Origin of the sequence: Streptomyces sp. NPDC047706, from assembly GCF_043204795.1 — a bacterium.
Taxonomy (GTDB): Bacteria; Actinomycetota; Actinomycetes; order Streptomycetales; family Streptomycetaceae; genus Streptomyces.
In genome coordinates this window covers 87,231-103,785 of the sequence record NZ_JBIDCW010000010.1, presented here as the reverse complement: position 1 = coordinate 103,785, position 16,555 = coordinate 87,231, and the positions used below count along the sequence as shown (strand labels likewise).

Here is a 16,555-nt window from a genome sequence, read left to right as displayed (position 1 = left end):
TGCCCTACAGCGATGCCGTTCCTGTGACAATCAGGGCCATGGAAAGCAGCAGCGCCACGTCGGGGGCGAGTACCCGCCGCGAGGCGACCCGGCAGAAGCTCTACGAGGCGGCCGTCACGCTCATCGCGGAGCAGGGCTTCTCCGCGACCACGGTGGACGAGATCGCCGAGCGGGCCGGGGTCGCCAAGGGCACCGTGTACTACAACTTCGCCAGCAAGTCCGTCCTCTTCGAGGAGTTGCTGCGGCACGGCGTGGGCCTGCTCACCGCCTCCCTGCGGGAGGCGGCCGAGCGGACGGCGAAGGAGGGCGGCACCCGGGTGGCCGCGCTGGACGCCATGATCCGGGCGGGGCTCGTCTTCATCGACCGCTATCCGGCGTTCACCCAGCTGTACGTGGCCGAGCTGTGGCGCACCAACCGGGCCTGGCAGTCCACGCTGCTGGTGGTGCGCCAGAAGGCGGTGGCCGTCGTGGAGGACGTGCTGCGCGAGGGCATCGAGCACGGCGAGTTCAGCGAGGAGATCGACGTGCCGCTGACGGCGGCGGCGCTGGTCGGCATGGTGCTGGTGGCCGCGCTGGACTGGCAGGCGTTCCAGCCGGAGCGCTCCCTGGACGACGTGCACGCCGCGTTGTCGCGGCTGTTGCAGGGGCGGGTGAGCGGGCGGCCGTAGGCGGCGCGGGCAGCCCACCGGAAGCGGAAAGCGCCGGTCCGGATCGTGGCCGCGTCCCCCGCGGGCCACGCCGGACCGGCGCTTCCGTGTGCTCCCCCGTACCCCCGTACCCCCGTACCCCCGTACCCCGTACCCCCGTGATCCCCCGTGATCCCCTGGGTTTCCCGCTCCCCCGTGCCCCCGTTTCCCGTTCCCTTCCTCGTTCCCCCGTCGGGCCCCCGTTCGGTCGTCCCTCCCCCGGAGTGCCCCCGTGCCTCGCTCCCGCCGGCCTCGGCCGGCGGAAGGAGCGGTCCAGGGCCACGCCGTTCCGCCGCCCCGTGTCGGCGGTGCCGGCGCCGGGCCCCTTTCCGTGCCCCCACTCTCTCGTTCACGCAGGCGGAGCCCCATCCGCGCGCGTACTCATCTCCCTGACTAGGTACGGGTACTCAGCCGTCCGCGTTCGCCCCCAGGACGCGTGGCCGCCCGGTGGCTACGATCGCGTCCGTGTCCGTACTCCCTCTCGTCTTCACCAGCGGCTGGGCCAGCGGCGTCAACGCGTACGCCGTGGTGCTGCTGCTCGGCTTCTTCGGTGCGACGGGGCTGAGCGACGAGGTCCCGGAGACACTGCAACGCCCCGAGGTACTCATCACGGCGGGCGTGCTGTTCCTCTGCGAGGCGGTCGCGGACAAGATTCCGTACGTCGACTCCGCGTGGGACTCGGTGCACACGCTGATCCGGCCGGCCGCCGGCGCCTGGGTCGGGGCGCTGCTCGCCGGGCAGAGCGCTTCGCTGTCCGACCTGGCGGCGGGCGCCATCGGGGGTTCGACGGCACTGGCCAGCCACGCGGTCAAGGCCGGGACGCGCATGGCGGTCAACGCGTCGCCGGAGCCCTTCAGCAACGTGCTCATCAGCGTCGCCGAGGATCTGGGCGTCGGGGGGCTGGTCACGTTCGCGATCTTCTACCCCGAGGCGGCGGCGATCATCGCGGCGGTTCTGCTGGTCCTGGGCCTGATCACCTTGTACTTCCTCACCTCCCGCATCCACCGCTTCCTGCGCCGCAGAGCCCAACGCCGCGAGGAACGACACCTGGCGAGACGCGAGACCGGCCCACCGGGGTGAGGCGGGGTGCGCCGGAGTGAGGCTCGTTGCGCTGGGGCCGGCGCAGGGCCTGCCGAGGTACGGCTCGCTCGGCCACCGCCGACGCCAAGCCCGCCCGGAGTACGACCCGATCCGCCACCGCCGACGCCAAGCCCGCCCGGAGTACGACCCGATCCGCCACCGCCGACGCCAAGCCCGCCGCGATGCGGCCCAGTGCTCGTCGGGATACGGCCCCGCGACTCCGCTCGCCGGAAGCGGCCCCCGCACCCGCCGAGCTGGGTCACGGCTCTCGCCACAAAGCAGTCCCCGCACCCACCCGCTCAGGCCCGCACCCGCCATGACCAGGCACCGCACCCCGCGAAGCGGCCCCCGCACCTGCCGCCGGAGTGGGCCACGACGCTCGCCGCGACGCGGCCTCGGGCCCGTGGCCGTCAGGCACCTCGCCCGCCGGGGACCGGCTCCGCCCGCCGGGGAGCCGGCCGTGGCCGTCGGCACCTGGCAGTTGAGGGCCGCGCACTGGCCAAGTCCGCCTTCCGGCGTCCGGCGCGGTGGCGCAGGGGCGGTCACGGAGTGTCAGTGGTGACCGATAAAGTCGCAGGCATGGCACGGATTGCGGTGATCGGCGCTGGGATGGGCGCCATGGCGGCTGCCGCGCGGCTGGCCGTGGCGGGCCACCGGGTGACGGTGTACGAGCGTACGGAGACGTACGGCGGAGCGGTGCGGCAGCGGGAGCGGGACGGGTTCGCCTTCGACACCGGTCCCGGGATCCTGTCGTTGCCCGCGGTCTGGCGGGACCTGTTCCTCAAGACCGGCAAGGAGCCGCTGGAGGCGTGCGTCGAGCTGACGCAGGTCGACCCCTCGGCCCGGCACCTCTTCGCCGACGGCACCGAGCTGTCGCTGCCGAACGCCTCGCGCGCCGGCGTCGTCGCCGCTCTCGACGAGGCGCTGGGCTCCGGTGCGGGCGACCGCTGGGGCGACTTCCTGGTGCGGGCCCGCGAGGCCTGGGACCGCACGCGCCGGCCCCTCCTGGAGGAGCCCCTGTGGCCCAACTGGCCGGTGCTGGCCGAGCGCGAGCCCTATCCCTCGGTGCCGCACAAGAAGCTGCTGCGCACCCGCCGGGCGGCCACGCTCGCCGAGGTCGGCGCCTGGGAGCTGCGCGACGCCCGGCTGATCGCCCTGCTGGAGAGCCACGCGCTGGCCTACGGCCTCGACCCGCGGCTCGCACCGGCGAGCGCGGCCGTGCTGCCGTACATGGAGCACGCCTTCGGTGTCTGGTACGTGCGCGGCGGCATCCGGGAGCTGGCGCGCGCGGTGTACGAGCGCTGTCTCGCCCGCCGGGTCGAGTTCGGCTTCGGCGCCGAGGTCGCGGGGATCCTGGACAAGGACGGCCGGGCGGCGGGCGTGGAGCTCGCCGACGGGACGGTCGCGGAGGCGGACCTCGTGGTCGCCGGGGTCGCGCCCGGCGCTCTGCAGGGCATGCCCCCGCGGGCCACCGGCGAGGTCCCGCCGCAGCGCGGGCTGCCCAGCCGCCTGACGGTGCTGCTGGCGCTGAGCGGCCCCCGCCCCGAGGGAACACCGCACCGGACGGTGGTGCACACCGCGGACCGGGAGGGCGAGCTGGCCGCCGTCTTCGGCACCGGCCCGGCGGGCGCCGGGGCTGCGCACCCCACGGTCACCGTCCTGCGCCCCGACGACCCACGGCTGGTCCCGGACCCGGACCACGAGGCGGTCACCGTGACGGCCACCGTCCCGGCCTCGGCCGCGCCGCAGAGCACCGCCCACCACACCGAAGCCATGATCAGCGCCGCCGAGCGTGCGATACCGGACCTCCGCGCCCGGCTCCTCCGGTACGAACCGCACACGCCGGCCGACATCGCCGCGGCGACCGGCGCGGAGGGCGGGGCGGTCCCGGCCCCCGCGCTGGCGGCGGCCGGGGGCAGGCTTCTGCACCCCTCCAACAGCACCGCGCTGCCAGGCCTGTTCACCGTCGGCGGCTGGTGCCACCCGGGCGGCGGCCTCCCGCACGCGGGGATGTCGGGCGCGCTGGTGTCGGGTCTCATCGTGGAGGGGCCGGACTTCCGCGGTTCCCGGTGAGGGCACGCGGACATCGGTGAGCCCCGCGGTCCGGGCAACCGGGACGCGCGGGGCTCACCACGCCCGACGCCCGCGCACTCGCGGCGGGCAGGCGGGAGAACTCAGAAGCGGTACCGCTCGTCGTACCCGTTCCCCTGCGGCACCTGACCGTCCCCCTGATACGGGTAGGGCTGCTCCTGCGGAAGCTCGCCGCCGTAAGGGTCGTCGGGGTTGCGCTGCTGCGGCACCCACACTCCGCCGGCCGGGGTCTCGCCGCCGTACCCTCCGGCGGCGTACTGGTCCTGGCCGTAGCCCTGCTGGCCGTACTGCTGGTCGTACCCGGCGTCGTACGACCCGCCGTAGGTCTGGGTGCCGATGTACGGGTCGGAGTAGGCGGCGTACTGCTGCTGGCCGGTGGTGTCGTAGCCGTACTGCTGCTGGCCGTAGCCGGAGTAGCCGTCGTAGGCGTAAGCCTGGTCGGCGGACTGGGCCGCCGCCGCGTACTGGTCCTGGGCCTGGCCCTGGGTGGCGTACCCGCCGGTGTCGCCGTAGACACCGTAGGAGCCCGTGTCGTCGGGCATCGGCTGCGGCTCGTACACGGAGGTGGTCTCGGCGGCGGTCGCGGCGCCGGGGCGGGCGGGGGTGAAGACGTCGTCGCGCTCGTGGTCTTCCTGGCCGTAGCCGGTGCCGCCCTGCTCGTACCTGCCCTCGCCGTCGCCGTAGCCGGACGCCTCGAGGTCGGAGACCTCCAGGGTCGGGTCCTGGTGCTCCGGCTCACCGCGGCGGCGCTTGCTGCCGCCCAGGGTGGGACGCCCGGTGACCGCCCAGCCGGCCGCGAAGCCACGGCGGAACGACAGCGTGACGTAGGTCTGGCCGACCGCGAAGGCGGCGGCGCCGAGGCCGATCACGATGACGGACGGGATCAGTACCCCGACCACGACACCGAGGAAGCCGGCGAACGCCAGCAGGCGCCAGCGAAGCCGCGCCTTGTACTGCAGCAGCACCTCGCCGAGCAGCCACAGCGCGACGATGCCGAACGCGATGTAGAGGACCGTCCAGCCCATGTACGCCCCTCTCCCAGTGGCCGTTACGCAGTGTGTCGTATGAGCGTGCGACCGGTCTAGGCCCGCGGGGGGTGGTGCGGGCCCAGGTTCTCGTAGATTTCCAGGGTCGCCGTGGAGTTGTTGAGCGTGATGAAGTGCAGACCCGGCACTCCCTCCGCCAGCAGCCGTGCGCAGAACTCCGTGGCGAACTCGATCCCGATGGAGCGTACAGCGGACGGATTGTCTTTCGCTGTGAGGATCCGCTCTTTCAAGGCGGACGGGATGTGAGCGTTGCTGAGCTGCGGCAGCCGCTCCAGCATCCGCACACTGGTCACGGGCATGATCTCGGGGATGACCGGCGTCTCGCAGCCCGCGGCGGCCACTCGGTCACGCAGTCGAAGGTAGGACTCCGGCTGGAAGAACATCTGTGTGATCGCGTAGTCGGCGCCGGCCCGGCACTTGTCGACGAAGTGCCGGGCGTCCGTGTCCCAGTCCGCGGAGCGCGGGTGCATCTCCGGGAAGGCCGCGACGCCGACGCAGAAGTCTCCCGACTCCTTGATGAGGCGGACGAGTTCGGCGGCGTAGGTCAGACCCTCGGGGTGCGGCACCCACTCCCCCATCGGGTCGCCGGGCGGGTCGCCGCGCAGGGCCAGCATGTTGCGGATGCCGGCGTCGGCGAACTGGCCGATCACATTGCGCAGCTCGCCGACCGAGTGGTCGACGGCGGTGAGGTGGGCGACCGGGGTGAGCGTGGTGTCGGCGACGATCTGCTGCGTCTCCTTGACCGTGCTCGCGCGGGTGGATCCGCCGGCTCCGTACGTCACGGAGACGAAGTCGGGGGCCACCGCCTCCACCCTGCGCAGCGCGTTCCACAGGCTGCGCTCACCCTTGGCGGTCTTCGGCGCGTAGAACTCGAACGAGTACGTCGTCTTGCCGGCGGCGAGCATGTCGCGCACGGTGCGTGCACGATCAGTCCTGGTGGATGCGGTTCCGAGGGCCATAGGGGCAGGTTAGCCAGGGGGTGCCTGTCCCCCAACCGGATGCAGGGAATTTGCCTGGATTGTCGGCTTGTTGTCCACCCCTTGGACACCGTCCGGTCACATCGGGTCACGCCCCCGAGGCCGCCGACGGCTTCAGACGCCTCGCAACCGCTTCGCGAACTCCGCCGCCGCCGTGCCCGGATCGTCGGCCTCGGTGATCGCGCGGACGACGACGACCCGGCGGGCGCCCGCGTCCAGGACCTGGTCGAGGTTGCCGAGGTCGATGCCGCCGATGGCGAACCAGGGACGGCCGGTGCCCAGCGCCGCCGTGTGCCGGACCAGGTCGAGGCCGGGGGCGTGGCGGCCGGGCTTGGTGGGGGTGGGCCAGCACGGCCCGGTGCAGAAGTAGTCGACCCCCTCCTGGACTGCCGCCGCCGCGGCCTCGGACGCCGCGTGCGTGGACCGGCCTATGAGGATGTCGTCGCCGAGGATCGCCCGGGCCGCGGGGACCGGGAGGTCGCCCTGGCCGAGATGGAGCACACCGGCGCCGGCGGCGTGGGCGACGTCCGCGCGGTCGTTGACGGCGAGCAGCTTGCCGTGCCGGGCGCAGGCGTCGGCGAACACCCCGAGGTGCTCGAGCTCCTCGGCGGCCTCCATGCCCTTGTCGCGCAACTGCACGATGTCGACCCCGCCGGCCAGGACCGCGTCCAGGAACTCGGGCAGGTCGCCCTGGCGCTTGCGGGCGTCCGTGCACAGGTAGACACGGGCGTCGGCGAGCCGGGCGCGAGCGGTGGCGGCGGTGTCGGGCATAGGTGGGTCCCCCCGTGGATCGGTACCTCTGGATGTGTCTGCCGCCGGCGTACGGGCCGCGCGGGCGCTCGGCCCCGGGGGCCGGGCCCGCGGGCCCGGCCCGTACGCCGGACAGCCTTCTCGGGTCGGGCTGGGATCAGACGGCGAGTGCCTGGGCCCGCCGCTTCACCTCCGTGCCGCGATTCTCGCCGAGCGCCTGCGCGGGAGTGCCGGGCAGGCTCGGGTCGGGGGTGAAGAGCCACTCCAGCATCTCTTCGTCCGTGAAGCCGTCGTCCCGCAGGAGCGTCAGGGTCCCGGACAGGCCCTTGACGACCTTGTCCCCGTCGATGAAGGCGGCGGGGACGTGCAGCGCACGGTTCTCACCGCGGCGCACGGCGATGAGCTGGCCCTCCTTGACCAGCTGCCGCACACGCGTCACCTCGACGCCGAGCATTTCGGCGATGTCGGGGAGGGCGAGCCAGGCGGGGACGAGAGCATCGATCTTTGCGTCAATCTCGGTCACGGGAACAAGCCTGCCATCCCCCACTGACACTCGGAAGTCAGCCCCGCCCACCAACCCCTTTGACCTGCGGCGACGCGTTAGGCCGTGGCCGCCTTCAGCGGGCGCGCCGGGTCGGCGAGCAGCTCCGGGCTCATCGCGGCCGCGGCCTCGATCAGCCGCCGGCCCTGCGCCAGGTCCCGAGGGCGGCCCACGGCGAGCAGGGCGACCAGCCGGCCCTCCCGCAGCCAGCACACCGACCAGGCGGGCCCCGCCGGGTCTCCGCGCCACACGGTGGCGTCGGCGCACGCGTGGTGCCCGGCGTACTGGACGAAGCGCCCGAACTGCTCTGACCAGAAGTACGGGACCGGGTCGTAGACGGCCGGTGCCTCGCCGATGATGTTCGCCGCGATCGTGCGGGGGCCCTGCAGGGCGTTGTCCCAGTGGTGCACCATCAGCCGCTCGCCGTACCGCGCCGAGGGGAAGGACGCGCAGTCACCCACGGCGTAGACGTCCGGCGCCGAGGTGCGCAGGTGGTCGTCGGCCAGGACCTCCCCGTGCCGGCCGAGCTCGATGCCGGAGCCGGCGAGCCTGCGTGTGGCGGGCCGGGCGCCGATGCCGACCACGACGGCGCCGGCGGGTACCCGCGATCCGTCGTCCAGGACGACCGCCCCGGGCTCGACCCGCTCCACGCGCGCGTGCGTGCGGAGGACGGCGCCGCTGTCGGCGTACCAGGCGCTCATCGGCGCGGCCACGTCGGCGGGCAGCGCCCCGGCGAGGGGACGGTCCGCGGCCTCGACGACGGTCACCGCGCAGCCCGCCTCCCGGGCGGCGGTGGCGAACTCCGCGCCGATCCAGCCCGCGCCGACGACCACGATGTCGTGCTGCCGGGCGAGCACCGGCCGCAGCCGCTCGGCGTCGTCCAGGGTACGCAGCAGGTGCACGCCCGGGACGCCCTCGGCGCCGGGCAGGGTGACGGGTTCCGCTCCGGTGGCCAGGACCAGCACGTCGTACGGCACCGGCCCGGCCTCGGTGTCCAGCTCGTGGTCACCGGGGCGCACACCGGTCATCTCACGCCCGAGGTGCAGCTCGATGCCGAGCGCCTCGAAGTCGACGTCGAAGGCGGAGTGCTCGGCCGTGCCGAGCAGGACCGCCTTGGACAGCGGCGGCCGGTCGTACGGCTGGTGGGGCTCGGCGCCGATCAGCGTCACCGCGCCGTCGAAGCCCTGTTCCCGCAGGGCGACCGCGGTCTGCACCCCGGCCATGCCCGCGCCCACGACGACCACGCGCCGCGCCTGTGCCCTCGTCTGCTCGCTCACCTGATCACCATAGACACCTGACAGTTTGTCAGTAAGGGGGGCGGTGCCCGTTGCGCGGTCCCCCGTGCCACGGGCCACCGCTAGCCGAGCTGCTCGACCGCGCTCGTCCCGCTGCCGGCCTGCGACTCCCACTCCCAGCTCTCCTCCAGCCGGACCCGCCCGTCCGGCAGTTCCACGACGGCCGACACACAGTGCCCCGAGGACGTCGTCCCGTCCCGCTTGAGCTGCACGTACCGGAAGTCCAGCCGGTCCCCCGCGCGCGTCCCCACGAGGTACCCGCGGACGACGTCCCCACCCGCGTACTCGGCCCAGACCTCGCCGTCCTCCTCGTGGTACGTGAACCGGGTGCGCGTACCCACCTGGCCCGGGGCCTGGTCGGCGACGGGAGCGAGGACGAGGCCGTCCAGTGAGCGGGGCATGCCAGGCGGCTCCCTTACAGAGGGGCGGAGTCAAGAGCTAGGGTGGCCACCGTAAAGCACTCGCGGGAGCCCGGACGCACCGGGCTGAGAGGGAGGCTGGGCGGCCTCCGACCGTACGAACCTGATCCGGGTCATGCCGGCGAAGGGAGGGGCGCGGTACCCGTGTCGTCTTCTGCACGCACCTCGGACGTCCTCGTCATCGGGGGCGGAATCATCGGTCTGGTCACGGCCTGGCGTGCCGCGCAGCGCGGACTCGCCACCGCCGTGGTGGACCCGGAACCGGGCGGCGGGGCCGCCCAGGTGGCGGCCGGCATGCTGGCCGCCGTCACGGAACTCCACTACGGCGAGCAGACCCTGCTCGGTCTGAACCTCGCGTCGGCCCGCCGCTATCCGGATTTCGCGGCCGAACTCACCGACCTCACCGGTCACGACCTCGGCTACCGCCGCTGCGGCACCCTCGCCGTCGCGCTGGACGCCGACGACCGCGCCCATCTGCGCGAACTGCACGCCCTGCAACGGCACACGGGGCTCGACTCCGAGTGGCTGTCGGGCCGGGACTGCCGCCGCCTGGAGCCGATGCTGGCGCCGGGTGTGCGCGGCGGGCTGCGGGTGGACGGCGACCACCAGATCGATCCGCGGCGGCTCGCGGCGGCCCTCGTGGCCGCCTGTGAGCGGGCGGGTGTCGTCTTCCACCGGGAGTGGGCCGAGCGGCTGCTGGTCGTCCGGGAGCGGGCGACGGGCGTCGTCACGCGCGCGGGGGGCGAGCTGGCCGCCGCGCAGGTGGTGCTCGCCGCCGGCAGCCTCAGCGGGCGGCTCGCGGGCGTCCCGGACGCCGCAGTGCCGCCCGTGCGGCCGGTCAAGGGGCAGGTGCTGCGGCTGACCGTGCCGGCGCGCCTCGCGCCGTTCCTGAGCCGCACCGTGCGCGCGGTGGTCCGCGGCAGCCACGTCTACCTGGTGCCGCGGACGAGCGGTGAGCTGGTCGTCGGCGCCACCAGCGAGGAGCTGGGCTGGGACACGACGGTCACCGCCGGGGGCGTGTACGAGCTGCTGCGCGACGCGCACGAGCTCGTCCCGGGGCTCACCGAGCTGCCGCTGACGGAGACCAGGGCGGGCCTGCGGCCCGGCTCGCCCGACAACGCGCCCCTGCTCGGACCTACGGGGCTGGACGGTCTGCTGCTGGCCACCGGCCACTACCGCAACGGCGTCCTGCTCACCCCGGTGACCGGTGACGCCATGGCGCACGTCCTGACGACCGGTGAACTTCCGGACGAGGCCCGTCCCTTCACGCCGAAGCGCTTCAGCGCCGCACTCACGGAGCAGCCCGCATGATCATCTCCGTCAACGGGGAGCCCCGCCGGATCGCCGACGGGACGGCTCTCGACGCCCTCGTACGCACCCTCACCGCGGCGCCCTCCGGAGTGGCCGCCGCCCTCAACGAAACCGTCGTCCCGCGTACCCAGTGGCCCGCCACACCCCTTTCGGAAGGGGACCGTGTCGAGGTCCTCACCGCCGTCCAAGGAGGCTGACCCATGGCCGACGATCCGTTTGTCCTCGGAGGTACGACCTTCACCTCCCGGCTGATCATGGGCACCGGCGGCGCGCCGAGCCTGGACGTGCTGGAGCGCGCGCTGATCGCCTCCGGGACCGAACTGACCACCGTCGCGATGCGGCGCGTCAACCCCGGCGTCCACGGCTCCGTGCTGTCGGTGCTGGACAAGCTGGGCATCCGCGTGCTGCCCAACACGGCCGGCTGCTTCACGGCCGGTGAGGCGGTGCTGACCGCCCGCCTCGCGCGCGAGGCGCTGGGCACCGACATGGTCAAGCTGGAGGTCATCGCCGACGAGCGCACCCTGCTGCCCGACCCGATCGAGCTGCTGGACGCCGCGGAGACGCTGGTGGACGACGGCTTCACGGTGCTGCCGTACACCAACGACGACCCCGTCCTCGCCCGCAAGCTCCAGGACGTGGGCTGCGCCGCGATCATGCCGCTCGGGTCGCCGATCGGCTCCGGCCTCGGCATCCGCAACCCGCACAACTTCCAGCTGATCGTCGAGCACGCGCGGGTGCCGGTGATCCTGGACGCGGGAGCGGGTACGGCGTCGGACGCGGCGTTCGCGATGGAGCTGGGGTGCGCGGGTGTGATGCTCGCCTCAGCGGTGACCCGGGCGCAGGAGCCGGTGCTGATGGCCACCGCCATGCGCGGCGCCGTGGAGGCGGGGCGGCTGGCCCGGCGGGCGGGGCGTATCCCGAGGCGCCACTTCGCTCAGGCGTCGTCGCCGGTGGCGGGCACGGCCGCACTGGACCCGGAACGGCCCGCCTTCCAATGACCCGGTACGGCGCCGAGGGCACAGTCGGGTAAGGCACGTCACAGGTCGGCTGCAGTACCGCCCCGATGGTCCGGGAACCGGCCGGTGGTGTCGGTGACGGCTCGTACACTCGCCTGCGTGGACACGACCCTTCAAGACCCTCTGGTCGGGCAGCTGCTCGACGGCCGCTACCGCGTCGACGCGCGGATCGCGGTCGGCGGGATGGCCACGGTCTACCGGGCCGTGGACACCCGCCTCGACCGCGTCCTCGCGCTCAAGGTGATGCATCCGACCCTGGCAGTGGACGCCTCCTTCGTCGAGCGCTTCATCCGCGAGGCCAAGTCGGTGGCCCGGCTCGCCCACCCCAACGTCGTCCAGGTGTTCGACCAGGGGGCGGACGGGGCGTACGTCTACCTGGCCATGGAGTACGTCTCCGGCTGCACCCTGCGGGACGTGCTGCGCGAGCGGGGGGCGCTGCAGCCGCGGGCCGCGCTGGACATCCTGGAGCCGGTCCTGGCCGCGCTGGGCGCCGCCCACCGCGCCGGGTTCGTGCACCGGGACATGAAGCCGGAGAACGTCCTGATAGGGGACGACGGACGGGTCAAGGTGGCCGACTTCGGCCTGGTCCGGGCCGTGGACACGGTCACCCACACCACCGGGTCGGTCCTGGGCACCGTCTCCTACCTCGCCCCGGAGCAGATCGAGCACGGCAGCGCCGATCCCCGTGTCGACGTCTACGCGTGCGGTGTGGTGCTCTACGAGATGCTGACCGGCGGCAAGCCGCACACGGGGGACTCCGCCGCCCAGGTGCTCTACCGGCATGTGCACGAGGACGTCCCGCCGCCCTCGGCCGCGGTGCCCGGCCTGGCGTTCGAGCTGGACGAGCTGGTCGCCGCGGCGACCGCCCGCATGCCGGAGGTCCGCCCCTGCGACGCCGTGGCGCTGCTCGCGCTGACCCGTGAGGCCCGCGGGGCGCTCGGCGCCGAGCAGCTCGACGCGGTGCCCCCGCAGGCGGTCACCGCGGAGCACGACAACGCCGACGACCGGACGAGCGTGATCCCGCGCGCGCTGACCGCGCTGCGCCGGCTGCCCGTGAACGAGGACGACGACGAGTCCCGCTACAACCGGACCAGCCGTCTGGAGTCGCCGCCCCTCGACGACGCCCCGCGCCGCCGGACCCGGCCCCGGCGCGGCGTCGCCACGGTCGTCGCCGCGGTGCTGCTCGCGCTGGGCCTCGGTACGGGCGTGTGGTACATCAACTCCGGCCAGTTCACCCAGGTGCCGCCGCTGCTGGCGAAGACCGAGGCGCAGGCCGAGGACCGGCTCGCGGACGCCGGGCTGGAGGTCGGGCAGGTCAAGCACGCCTACAGCGACACGGTGCGGCGCGGCACGATCATCAGCACCGACCCGGCGCCGGGCGCCCGGATCCGGCACAACGACTCCGTGACGCTGACCGTCTCCGACGGTCCCGAGACGGTGAAGGTGCCGGACGTCGCGGGCCATCGGCTGGACAAGGCGCGCGGCGTGCTCGAGGACAGCGGGCTGGAACCGGGCATGGTGACCCGGGATTTCAGCGAGGACGTCCCGCGCGGCTTCGTGATCGGCACGAACCCGGCGACGGACACGACGACCCGCGCCGGCACGGCGATCGCGCTCACCGTCAGCAAGGGCGCCCGGGTGGACGTCCCCGACGTCACCGGCGGCGACCTGGGCGAGGCCAGGGAGCGGCTCCAGGAGGCGGGCCTGAAGGTGCGGGTCGCCGCCGGGCGGATCAACTCGGAGCACGAGGCAGGGCAGGTCGCCCGGCAGGACCCGGGACCCGACGGCGAGGCCGCCGCGGGCGACACGGTGACGCTGACCCTTTCCAAGGGTCCGGAGATGATCGAGGTTCCGGACGTGGTGGGCGACAGCGTGGACGAGGCAAGGCAGAGACTCCGGGGCGCCGGTTTCGAGGTCGAGGAGGACCGCGGACTGCTCGGTCTGTTCGGCGACACCGTGCGCCGGCAGTCCGTCCCGGGCGGCGAGACCGCGCCCAAGGGGTCGACGATCACCCTCCAGATCCGCTGACGGGGCGCCGGGGGTCGCGTGACACCCTGAACGGGTGAAGAGTCAGCACCCCGGTCCCTCCCGCAACCCCGTCGGCGGTCACGTCCCCGTCGCCGGCGGCCTGCACTCCGTGGGCCTCACCTACGCCCACGACCTGAAGGCCGAGACCGTGCAGGTCTTCGTCGCCAACCCGCGTGGCTGGGCCACGCCGGCCGGTGACCCGCGCCAGGACGAGGCGTTCCGCGCGGCGTGCGCCGAGGAGTCGATCCCGGTGTACGTGCACGCGCCCTATCTGATCAACTTCGGCTCGCACACCGAGGCCACCGCCGAGCGGTCGGTGGAGTCGCTGCGGCACTCGCTGCGCCGCGGGCGGGCGATCGGCGCGCTCGGCGTGGTCGTGCACACGGGCAGCGCGACCGGCGGGCGGAAGCGTTCGGTGGCCCTGAAGCAGGTAAGGGAGTACCTGCTGCCGCTGCTCGACGAGCTCACCGACGACGACCCGTACGTCCTGCTGGAGTCCACGGCGGGCCAGGGCGCCTCGCTGTGCTCACGCACCTGGGACTTCGGGCCGTACTTCGAGGCCCTGGACGCCCATCCGAAGCTGGGCGTGTGTCTCGACACCTGCCACGTCTTCGCCGCCGGGCACGACCTGACGGGCCCGGACGGGATGCACCGGACGCTGGACCTGCTGGTCGGCACGGTCGGCGAGGGCCGGCTGAAGCTGATCCACGCCAACGACTCCAAGGACCTGGTCGGCGCCCACAAGGACCGGCACGAGAACATCGGCGCCGGCCACATCGGCGAGGATCCGTTCCGCGCCCTGATGACCCACCCCGCCACCGAGGGGGTGCCGCTGATCATCGAGACACCCGGCGGCAAGCAGGGGCACGCGGCCGATGTGGAGCGGCTGAAGAAGCTACGGGATTCCTGAAGGGCCGGGGAACAGCCCGAGGAGTAGACCGAGGAATACCCCCAGGGGGTATATGGTTGCCGCTGTTACGGGAACCACCACCTGGACATTGGGGGCACGTATGCAGCACGAGCACGCGCGGCACGCACCAGCACCCTCCCCGGCCGGCTGGCCCATGGCCGTCCGGGCCACCCTGCACTGCCTCACCGGCTGCGCCGTCGGCGAGGTGCTCGGCATGGTCATCGGCACCGCGCTCGGCTGGGGCGACGTACCGACCCTGGCCCTGGCGGTCGTGCTGGCCTTCTTCTTCGGCTACGCCCTCACCCTGCGCGGAGTACTCAGGGCGGGCGTGGGCCTGCGGGCCGGCATCCGGGTGGCGCTGGCCGCGGACACGCTGTCCATCGCCGTGATGGAGCTGGTCGACAACGGCGTGATCGCGTTCTGGCCGGGGGCGATGGACGCGGGACTCGACACGGCGCTCTTCTGGGCCGTCCTGGCGATCGCCCTCGCGGTCGCCTTCGTGGTCACGGTCCCGGTCAACAAGTGGATGATCGGCCGGGGCAAGGGCCACGCGGTGGTGCACCAGTACCACCACTGACCGCGGCCGGCAGGGGTCAGAGCTCGGGGCCGTCCCCGGGCTCCTCCTGGTACGAGTAGCGCTGCTCCCGCCAGGGATCGCCGATGTTGTGGTAGCCGCGTTCCTCCCAGAAACCGCGACGGTCGGCGGTCATGTACTCCACGCCGCGCACCCACTTCGGGCCCTTCCAGGCGTACAGGTGCGGGACGATCAGGCGCAGCGGGAAGCCGTGTTCGGCGGTGAGCAGCTCACCGTCCTTGTGGGTGGCGAAGATGGCGCGCTCGGAGGCGAAGTCCGACAGCCGCAGGTTGGAGCTGAAGCCGTACTCCGCCCACACCATCACATGGGTGACATCCGGTGCGGGCGGCGCGAGGTCGAGGATGGTCCGGGCGGGGATGCCACCCCACTCCGCCCCGAGCATGCTGAACTTGGTGACGCAGTGCAGATCGGCCGTCACGGTGGTGTACGGCAGGGCCGTGAACTCCTCGTGGGTCCAGCAGCGCTTCTCTGCGTCGGCGGTGGCGCCGAAGACCCTGAACTCCCAGCGCTCGGGCCGGAACTTGGGCACCGGACCGTAGTGCGTGACCGGCCATCCGCGCTGCACTCGCTGCCCCGGCGGAAGCTCGAACGATGCCGCTGCTCCAGATTCGCGCTCCACCGGGTGACCCATGCCTCCATCCTGACAGACGGTGGACGGTGCACAGGACCAGCCCCGTCCAGGACGGGACAACCAGGACAAGCCGTTCTAGTTTTACCAAGCATGCACTTACTTACTAAGTACGCACTTACTGGACGATCTTCGACACCCGGTGCAATCATGCGGCGCAACCTCCCTTTTCGACTCCCCGCCGTGGAAGGAGCCCCCTCATGCAGGGCGACCCCGAGGTGCTCGAACTGCTCAACGAGCAGCTGACCGCCGAGCTGACCGCGATCAACCAGTACTTCCTGCACTCCAAGCTGCAGGACCACAAGGGGTGGACGAAGCTCGCCAAGTACACCCGGGACGAGTCGTTCGACGAGATGCGGCACGCGGAGGTGCTCACGGAGCGCATCCTGCTGCTGGACGGCCTGCCCAACTACCAGCGGCTCTTCCACGTCCGCGTCGGCCAGACCGTGACCGAGATGTTCCAGGCGGACCGGGAGGTCGAGGTGGAGGCCATCGACCGGTTGCGGCGCGGTGTGGAGATCATGCGCGCCAAGGCCGACATCACGTCGGCGAACATCTTCGAGGCGATCCTCGCGGACGAGGAGCATCACATCGACTACCTGGACACACAGCTCGAACTGATCGACAAGCTGGGTGAGTCGCTCTATCTCTCGACGCTGATCGAGCAGAGCCAGCCCGACTCCAAGGAGTCGGCCAAGTACGGCGGCTGAGACGCTCAGGCGGCCTCGGCGGCCACCTGCGCGGCGGCGGCCGGCTGTGCCACGTCGGCCAGGGGCGACCTGCCCTGTTCCGCCAGTTCCCGGCGCGGGCAGCTGCCGCGGCCGAGCAGAGCCTGGATACGGCGCACACAGCCGCCGCAGTCCGTGCCCGCCTTGGAGGCCGAGGCTATCTGGCGGGGGGTGCAGGCGCCGTTCTCCGCGTGCTGCTGAACCTGCTGCTCGGTGATCCCGAAGCAACTGCAGACGTACACGCGGTTCACCTCCCGCCGGGCTGGATTCGTGGTGCCGTCCCCGTTGATCGGTGAGGCTAACCTAACCTTACCCGGCGGATCCGGGCCGCAAAAGTGGTGGGGGGGGGGGGGGGGGGGGGGTGGGGGGCCCCACCCCAAACGCCCCGCGCGGCGGCCCGCGGCCGGGGCGCGGGCGAGGTCCGGTCCCAGAAAAAACAGACCGTAAACCCGGC

The 16,555-nt window shown here is 72.9% G+C and carries 18 protein-coding genes and 1 riboswitch; of the genes, 10 read left to right on the top strand and 8 right to left on the bottom strand.

Annotated elements, in window-relative coordinates:
- The first annotated feature begins 38 nt into the window (after positions 1–38).
- From ACGF8A_RS14505 to ACGF8A_RS14495, 3 genes are all read left to right on the top strand, one after another.
- Positions 39–668, top strand: a complete 630-nt coding sequence (locus ACGF8A_RS14505) for a TetR/AcrR family transcriptional regulator (RefSeq protein WP_393107864.1) — start codon at positions 39–41, stop codon at positions 666–668.
- 483 nt (positions 669–1,151) lie between these two features.
- Positions 1,152–1,766, top strand: coding sequence for a DUF4126 domain-containing protein (locus tag ACGF8A_RS14500; protein ID WP_393107862.1), 615 nt, complete (start codon positions 1,152–1,154; stop codon positions 1,764–1,766).
- Between the two features lie 579 nt (positions 1,767–2,345).
- Positions 2,346–3,839, top strand: coding sequence for a phytoene desaturase family protein (locus ACGF8A_RS14495; protein ID WP_393107860.1), 1,494 nt, complete (start codon positions 2,346–2,348; stop codon positions 3,837–3,839).
- Positions 3,840–3,940: 101 nt separating this feature from the next.
- Here the strand turns inward: ACGF8A_RS14495 and ACGF8A_RS14490 are convergent, their stop codons facing one another.
- From ACGF8A_RS14490 to ACGF8A_RS14465, 6 genes are all read right to left on the bottom strand, one after another.
- Positions 3,941–4,882: a hypothetical protein gene (locus ACGF8A_RS14490; RefSeq protein WP_393107858.1), complete on the bottom strand. Its 942-nt coding sequence runs from the start codon at positions 4,880–4,882 to the stop codon at positions 3,941–3,943.
- 56 nt (positions 4,883–4,938) lie between these two features.
- Positions 4,939–5,862 (bottom strand): methylenetetrahydrofolate reductase [NAD(P)H], encoded by a 924-nt coding sequence (metF, locus tag ACGF8A_RS14485; protein ID WP_393107856.1) that lies wholly within the window; start codon positions 5,860–5,862, stop codon positions 4,939–4,941.
- A gap of 132 nt (positions 5,863–5,994) precedes the next feature.
- On the bottom strand, positions 5,995–6,651 hold the full coding sequence (gene thiE / locus ACGF8A_RS14480; RefSeq protein WP_393107854.1) for a thiamine phosphate synthase: 657 nt from the start codon (positions 6,649–6,651) through the stop codon (positions 5,995–5,997).
- Positions 6,652–6,787: 136 nt separating this feature from the next.
- Complete coding sequence (locus ACGF8A_RS14475) at positions 6,788–7,153, bottom strand: Rv2175c family DNA-binding protein (RefSeq protein ID WP_393107852.1); 366 nt, start codon at positions 7,151–7,153, stop codon at positions 6,788–6,790.
- A 77-nt stretch (positions 7,154–7,230) separates the two neighbouring features.
- Positions 7,231–8,448 (bottom strand): NAD(P)/FAD-dependent oxidoreductase, encoded by a 1,218-nt coding sequence (locus ACGF8A_RS14470; RefSeq protein WP_393107850.1) that lies wholly within the window; start codon positions 8,446–8,448, stop codon positions 7,231–7,233.
- 80 nt (positions 8,449–8,528) lie between these two features.
- On the bottom strand, positions 8,529–8,867 hold the full coding sequence (locus tag ACGF8A_RS14465) for a hypothetical protein (RefSeq protein WP_393107848.1): 339 nt from the start codon (positions 8,865–8,867) through the stop codon (positions 8,529–8,531).
- A 52-nt stretch (positions 8,868–8,919) separates the two neighbouring features.
- Positions 8,920–9,033: riboswitch (TPP riboswitch) on the top strand.
- Here ACGF8A_RS14465 and thiO point away from each other — a divergent pair.
- The 6 genes from thiO to ACGF8A_RS14435 all read left to right on the top strand — a co-directional run bounded on the left by thiO (position 9,030) and on the right by ACGF8A_RS14435 (position 14,727).
- Positions 9,030–10,196 (top strand): glycine oxidase ThiO, encoded by a 1,167-nt coding sequence (gene thiO, locus ACGF8A_RS14460; RefSeq protein ID WP_393107846.1) that lies wholly within the window; start codon positions 9,030–9,032, stop codon positions 10,194–10,196. (Overlaps the previous riboswitch by 4 nt.)
- Positions 10,193–10,393, top strand: a complete 201-nt coding sequence (gene thiS, locus ACGF8A_RS14455) for a sulfur carrier protein ThiS (protein WP_393107844.1) — start codon at positions 10,193–10,195, stop codon at positions 10,391–10,393. Before thiO ends, thiS begins: the two co-directional genes overlap by 4 nt.
- A 3-nt stretch (positions 10,394–10,396) precedes the next feature.
- Positions 10,397–11,194: a thiazole synthase gene (locus ACGF8A_RS14450; protein ID WP_393107842.1), complete on the top strand. Its 798-nt coding sequence runs from the start codon at positions 10,397–10,399 to the stop codon at positions 11,192–11,194.
- 117 nt (positions 11,195–11,311) lie between these two features.
- Positions 11,312–13,240, top strand: a complete 1,929-nt coding sequence (gene pknB, locus ACGF8A_RS14445; RefSeq protein ID WP_393107840.1) for a Stk1 family PASTA domain-containing Ser/Thr kinase — start codon at positions 11,312–11,314, stop codon at positions 13,238–13,240.
- 34 nt (positions 13,241–13,274) lie between these two features.
- Positions 13,275–14,150, top strand: coding sequence for a deoxyribonuclease IV (locus tag ACGF8A_RS14440; RefSeq protein WP_393107838.1), 876 nt, complete (start codon positions 13,275–13,277; stop codon positions 14,148–14,150).
- Positions 14,151–14,250: 100 nt separating this feature from the next.
- Complete coding sequence (locus ACGF8A_RS14435; protein ID WP_393107835.1) at positions 14,251–14,727, top strand: DUF4396 domain-containing protein; 477 nt, start codon at positions 14,251–14,253, stop codon at positions 14,725–14,727.
- 16 nt (positions 14,728–14,743) lie between these two features.
- Here ACGF8A_RS14435 and ACGF8A_RS14430 read toward each other — a convergent pair whose 3' ends face one another.
- Entirely contained in the window at positions 14,744–15,376 is a 633-nt protein-coding gene (locus ACGF8A_RS14430) for a sulfite oxidase-like oxidoreductase (protein WP_393107833.1), read from the bottom strand.
- Positions 15,377–15,573: 197 nt separating this feature from the next.
- Between ACGF8A_RS14430 and bfr the strand changes: the two genes are divergently transcribed.
- Positions 15,574–16,083, top strand: a complete 510-nt coding sequence (gene bfr / locus ACGF8A_RS14425) for a bacterioferritin (RefSeq protein WP_393107830.1) — start codon at positions 15,574–15,576, stop codon at positions 16,081–16,083.
- 5 nt (positions 16,084–16,088) lie between these two features.
- On the opposite strand, the gene ACGF8A_RS14420 is transcribed toward bfr, so the two are convergent.
- Positions 16,089–16,352: a bacterioferritin-associated ferredoxin gene (locus tag ACGF8A_RS14420; RefSeq protein WP_393107828.1), complete on the bottom strand. Its 264-nt coding sequence runs from the start codon at positions 16,350–16,352 to the stop codon at positions 16,089–16,091.
- Positions 16,353–16,555: the final 203 nt, after the last annotated feature.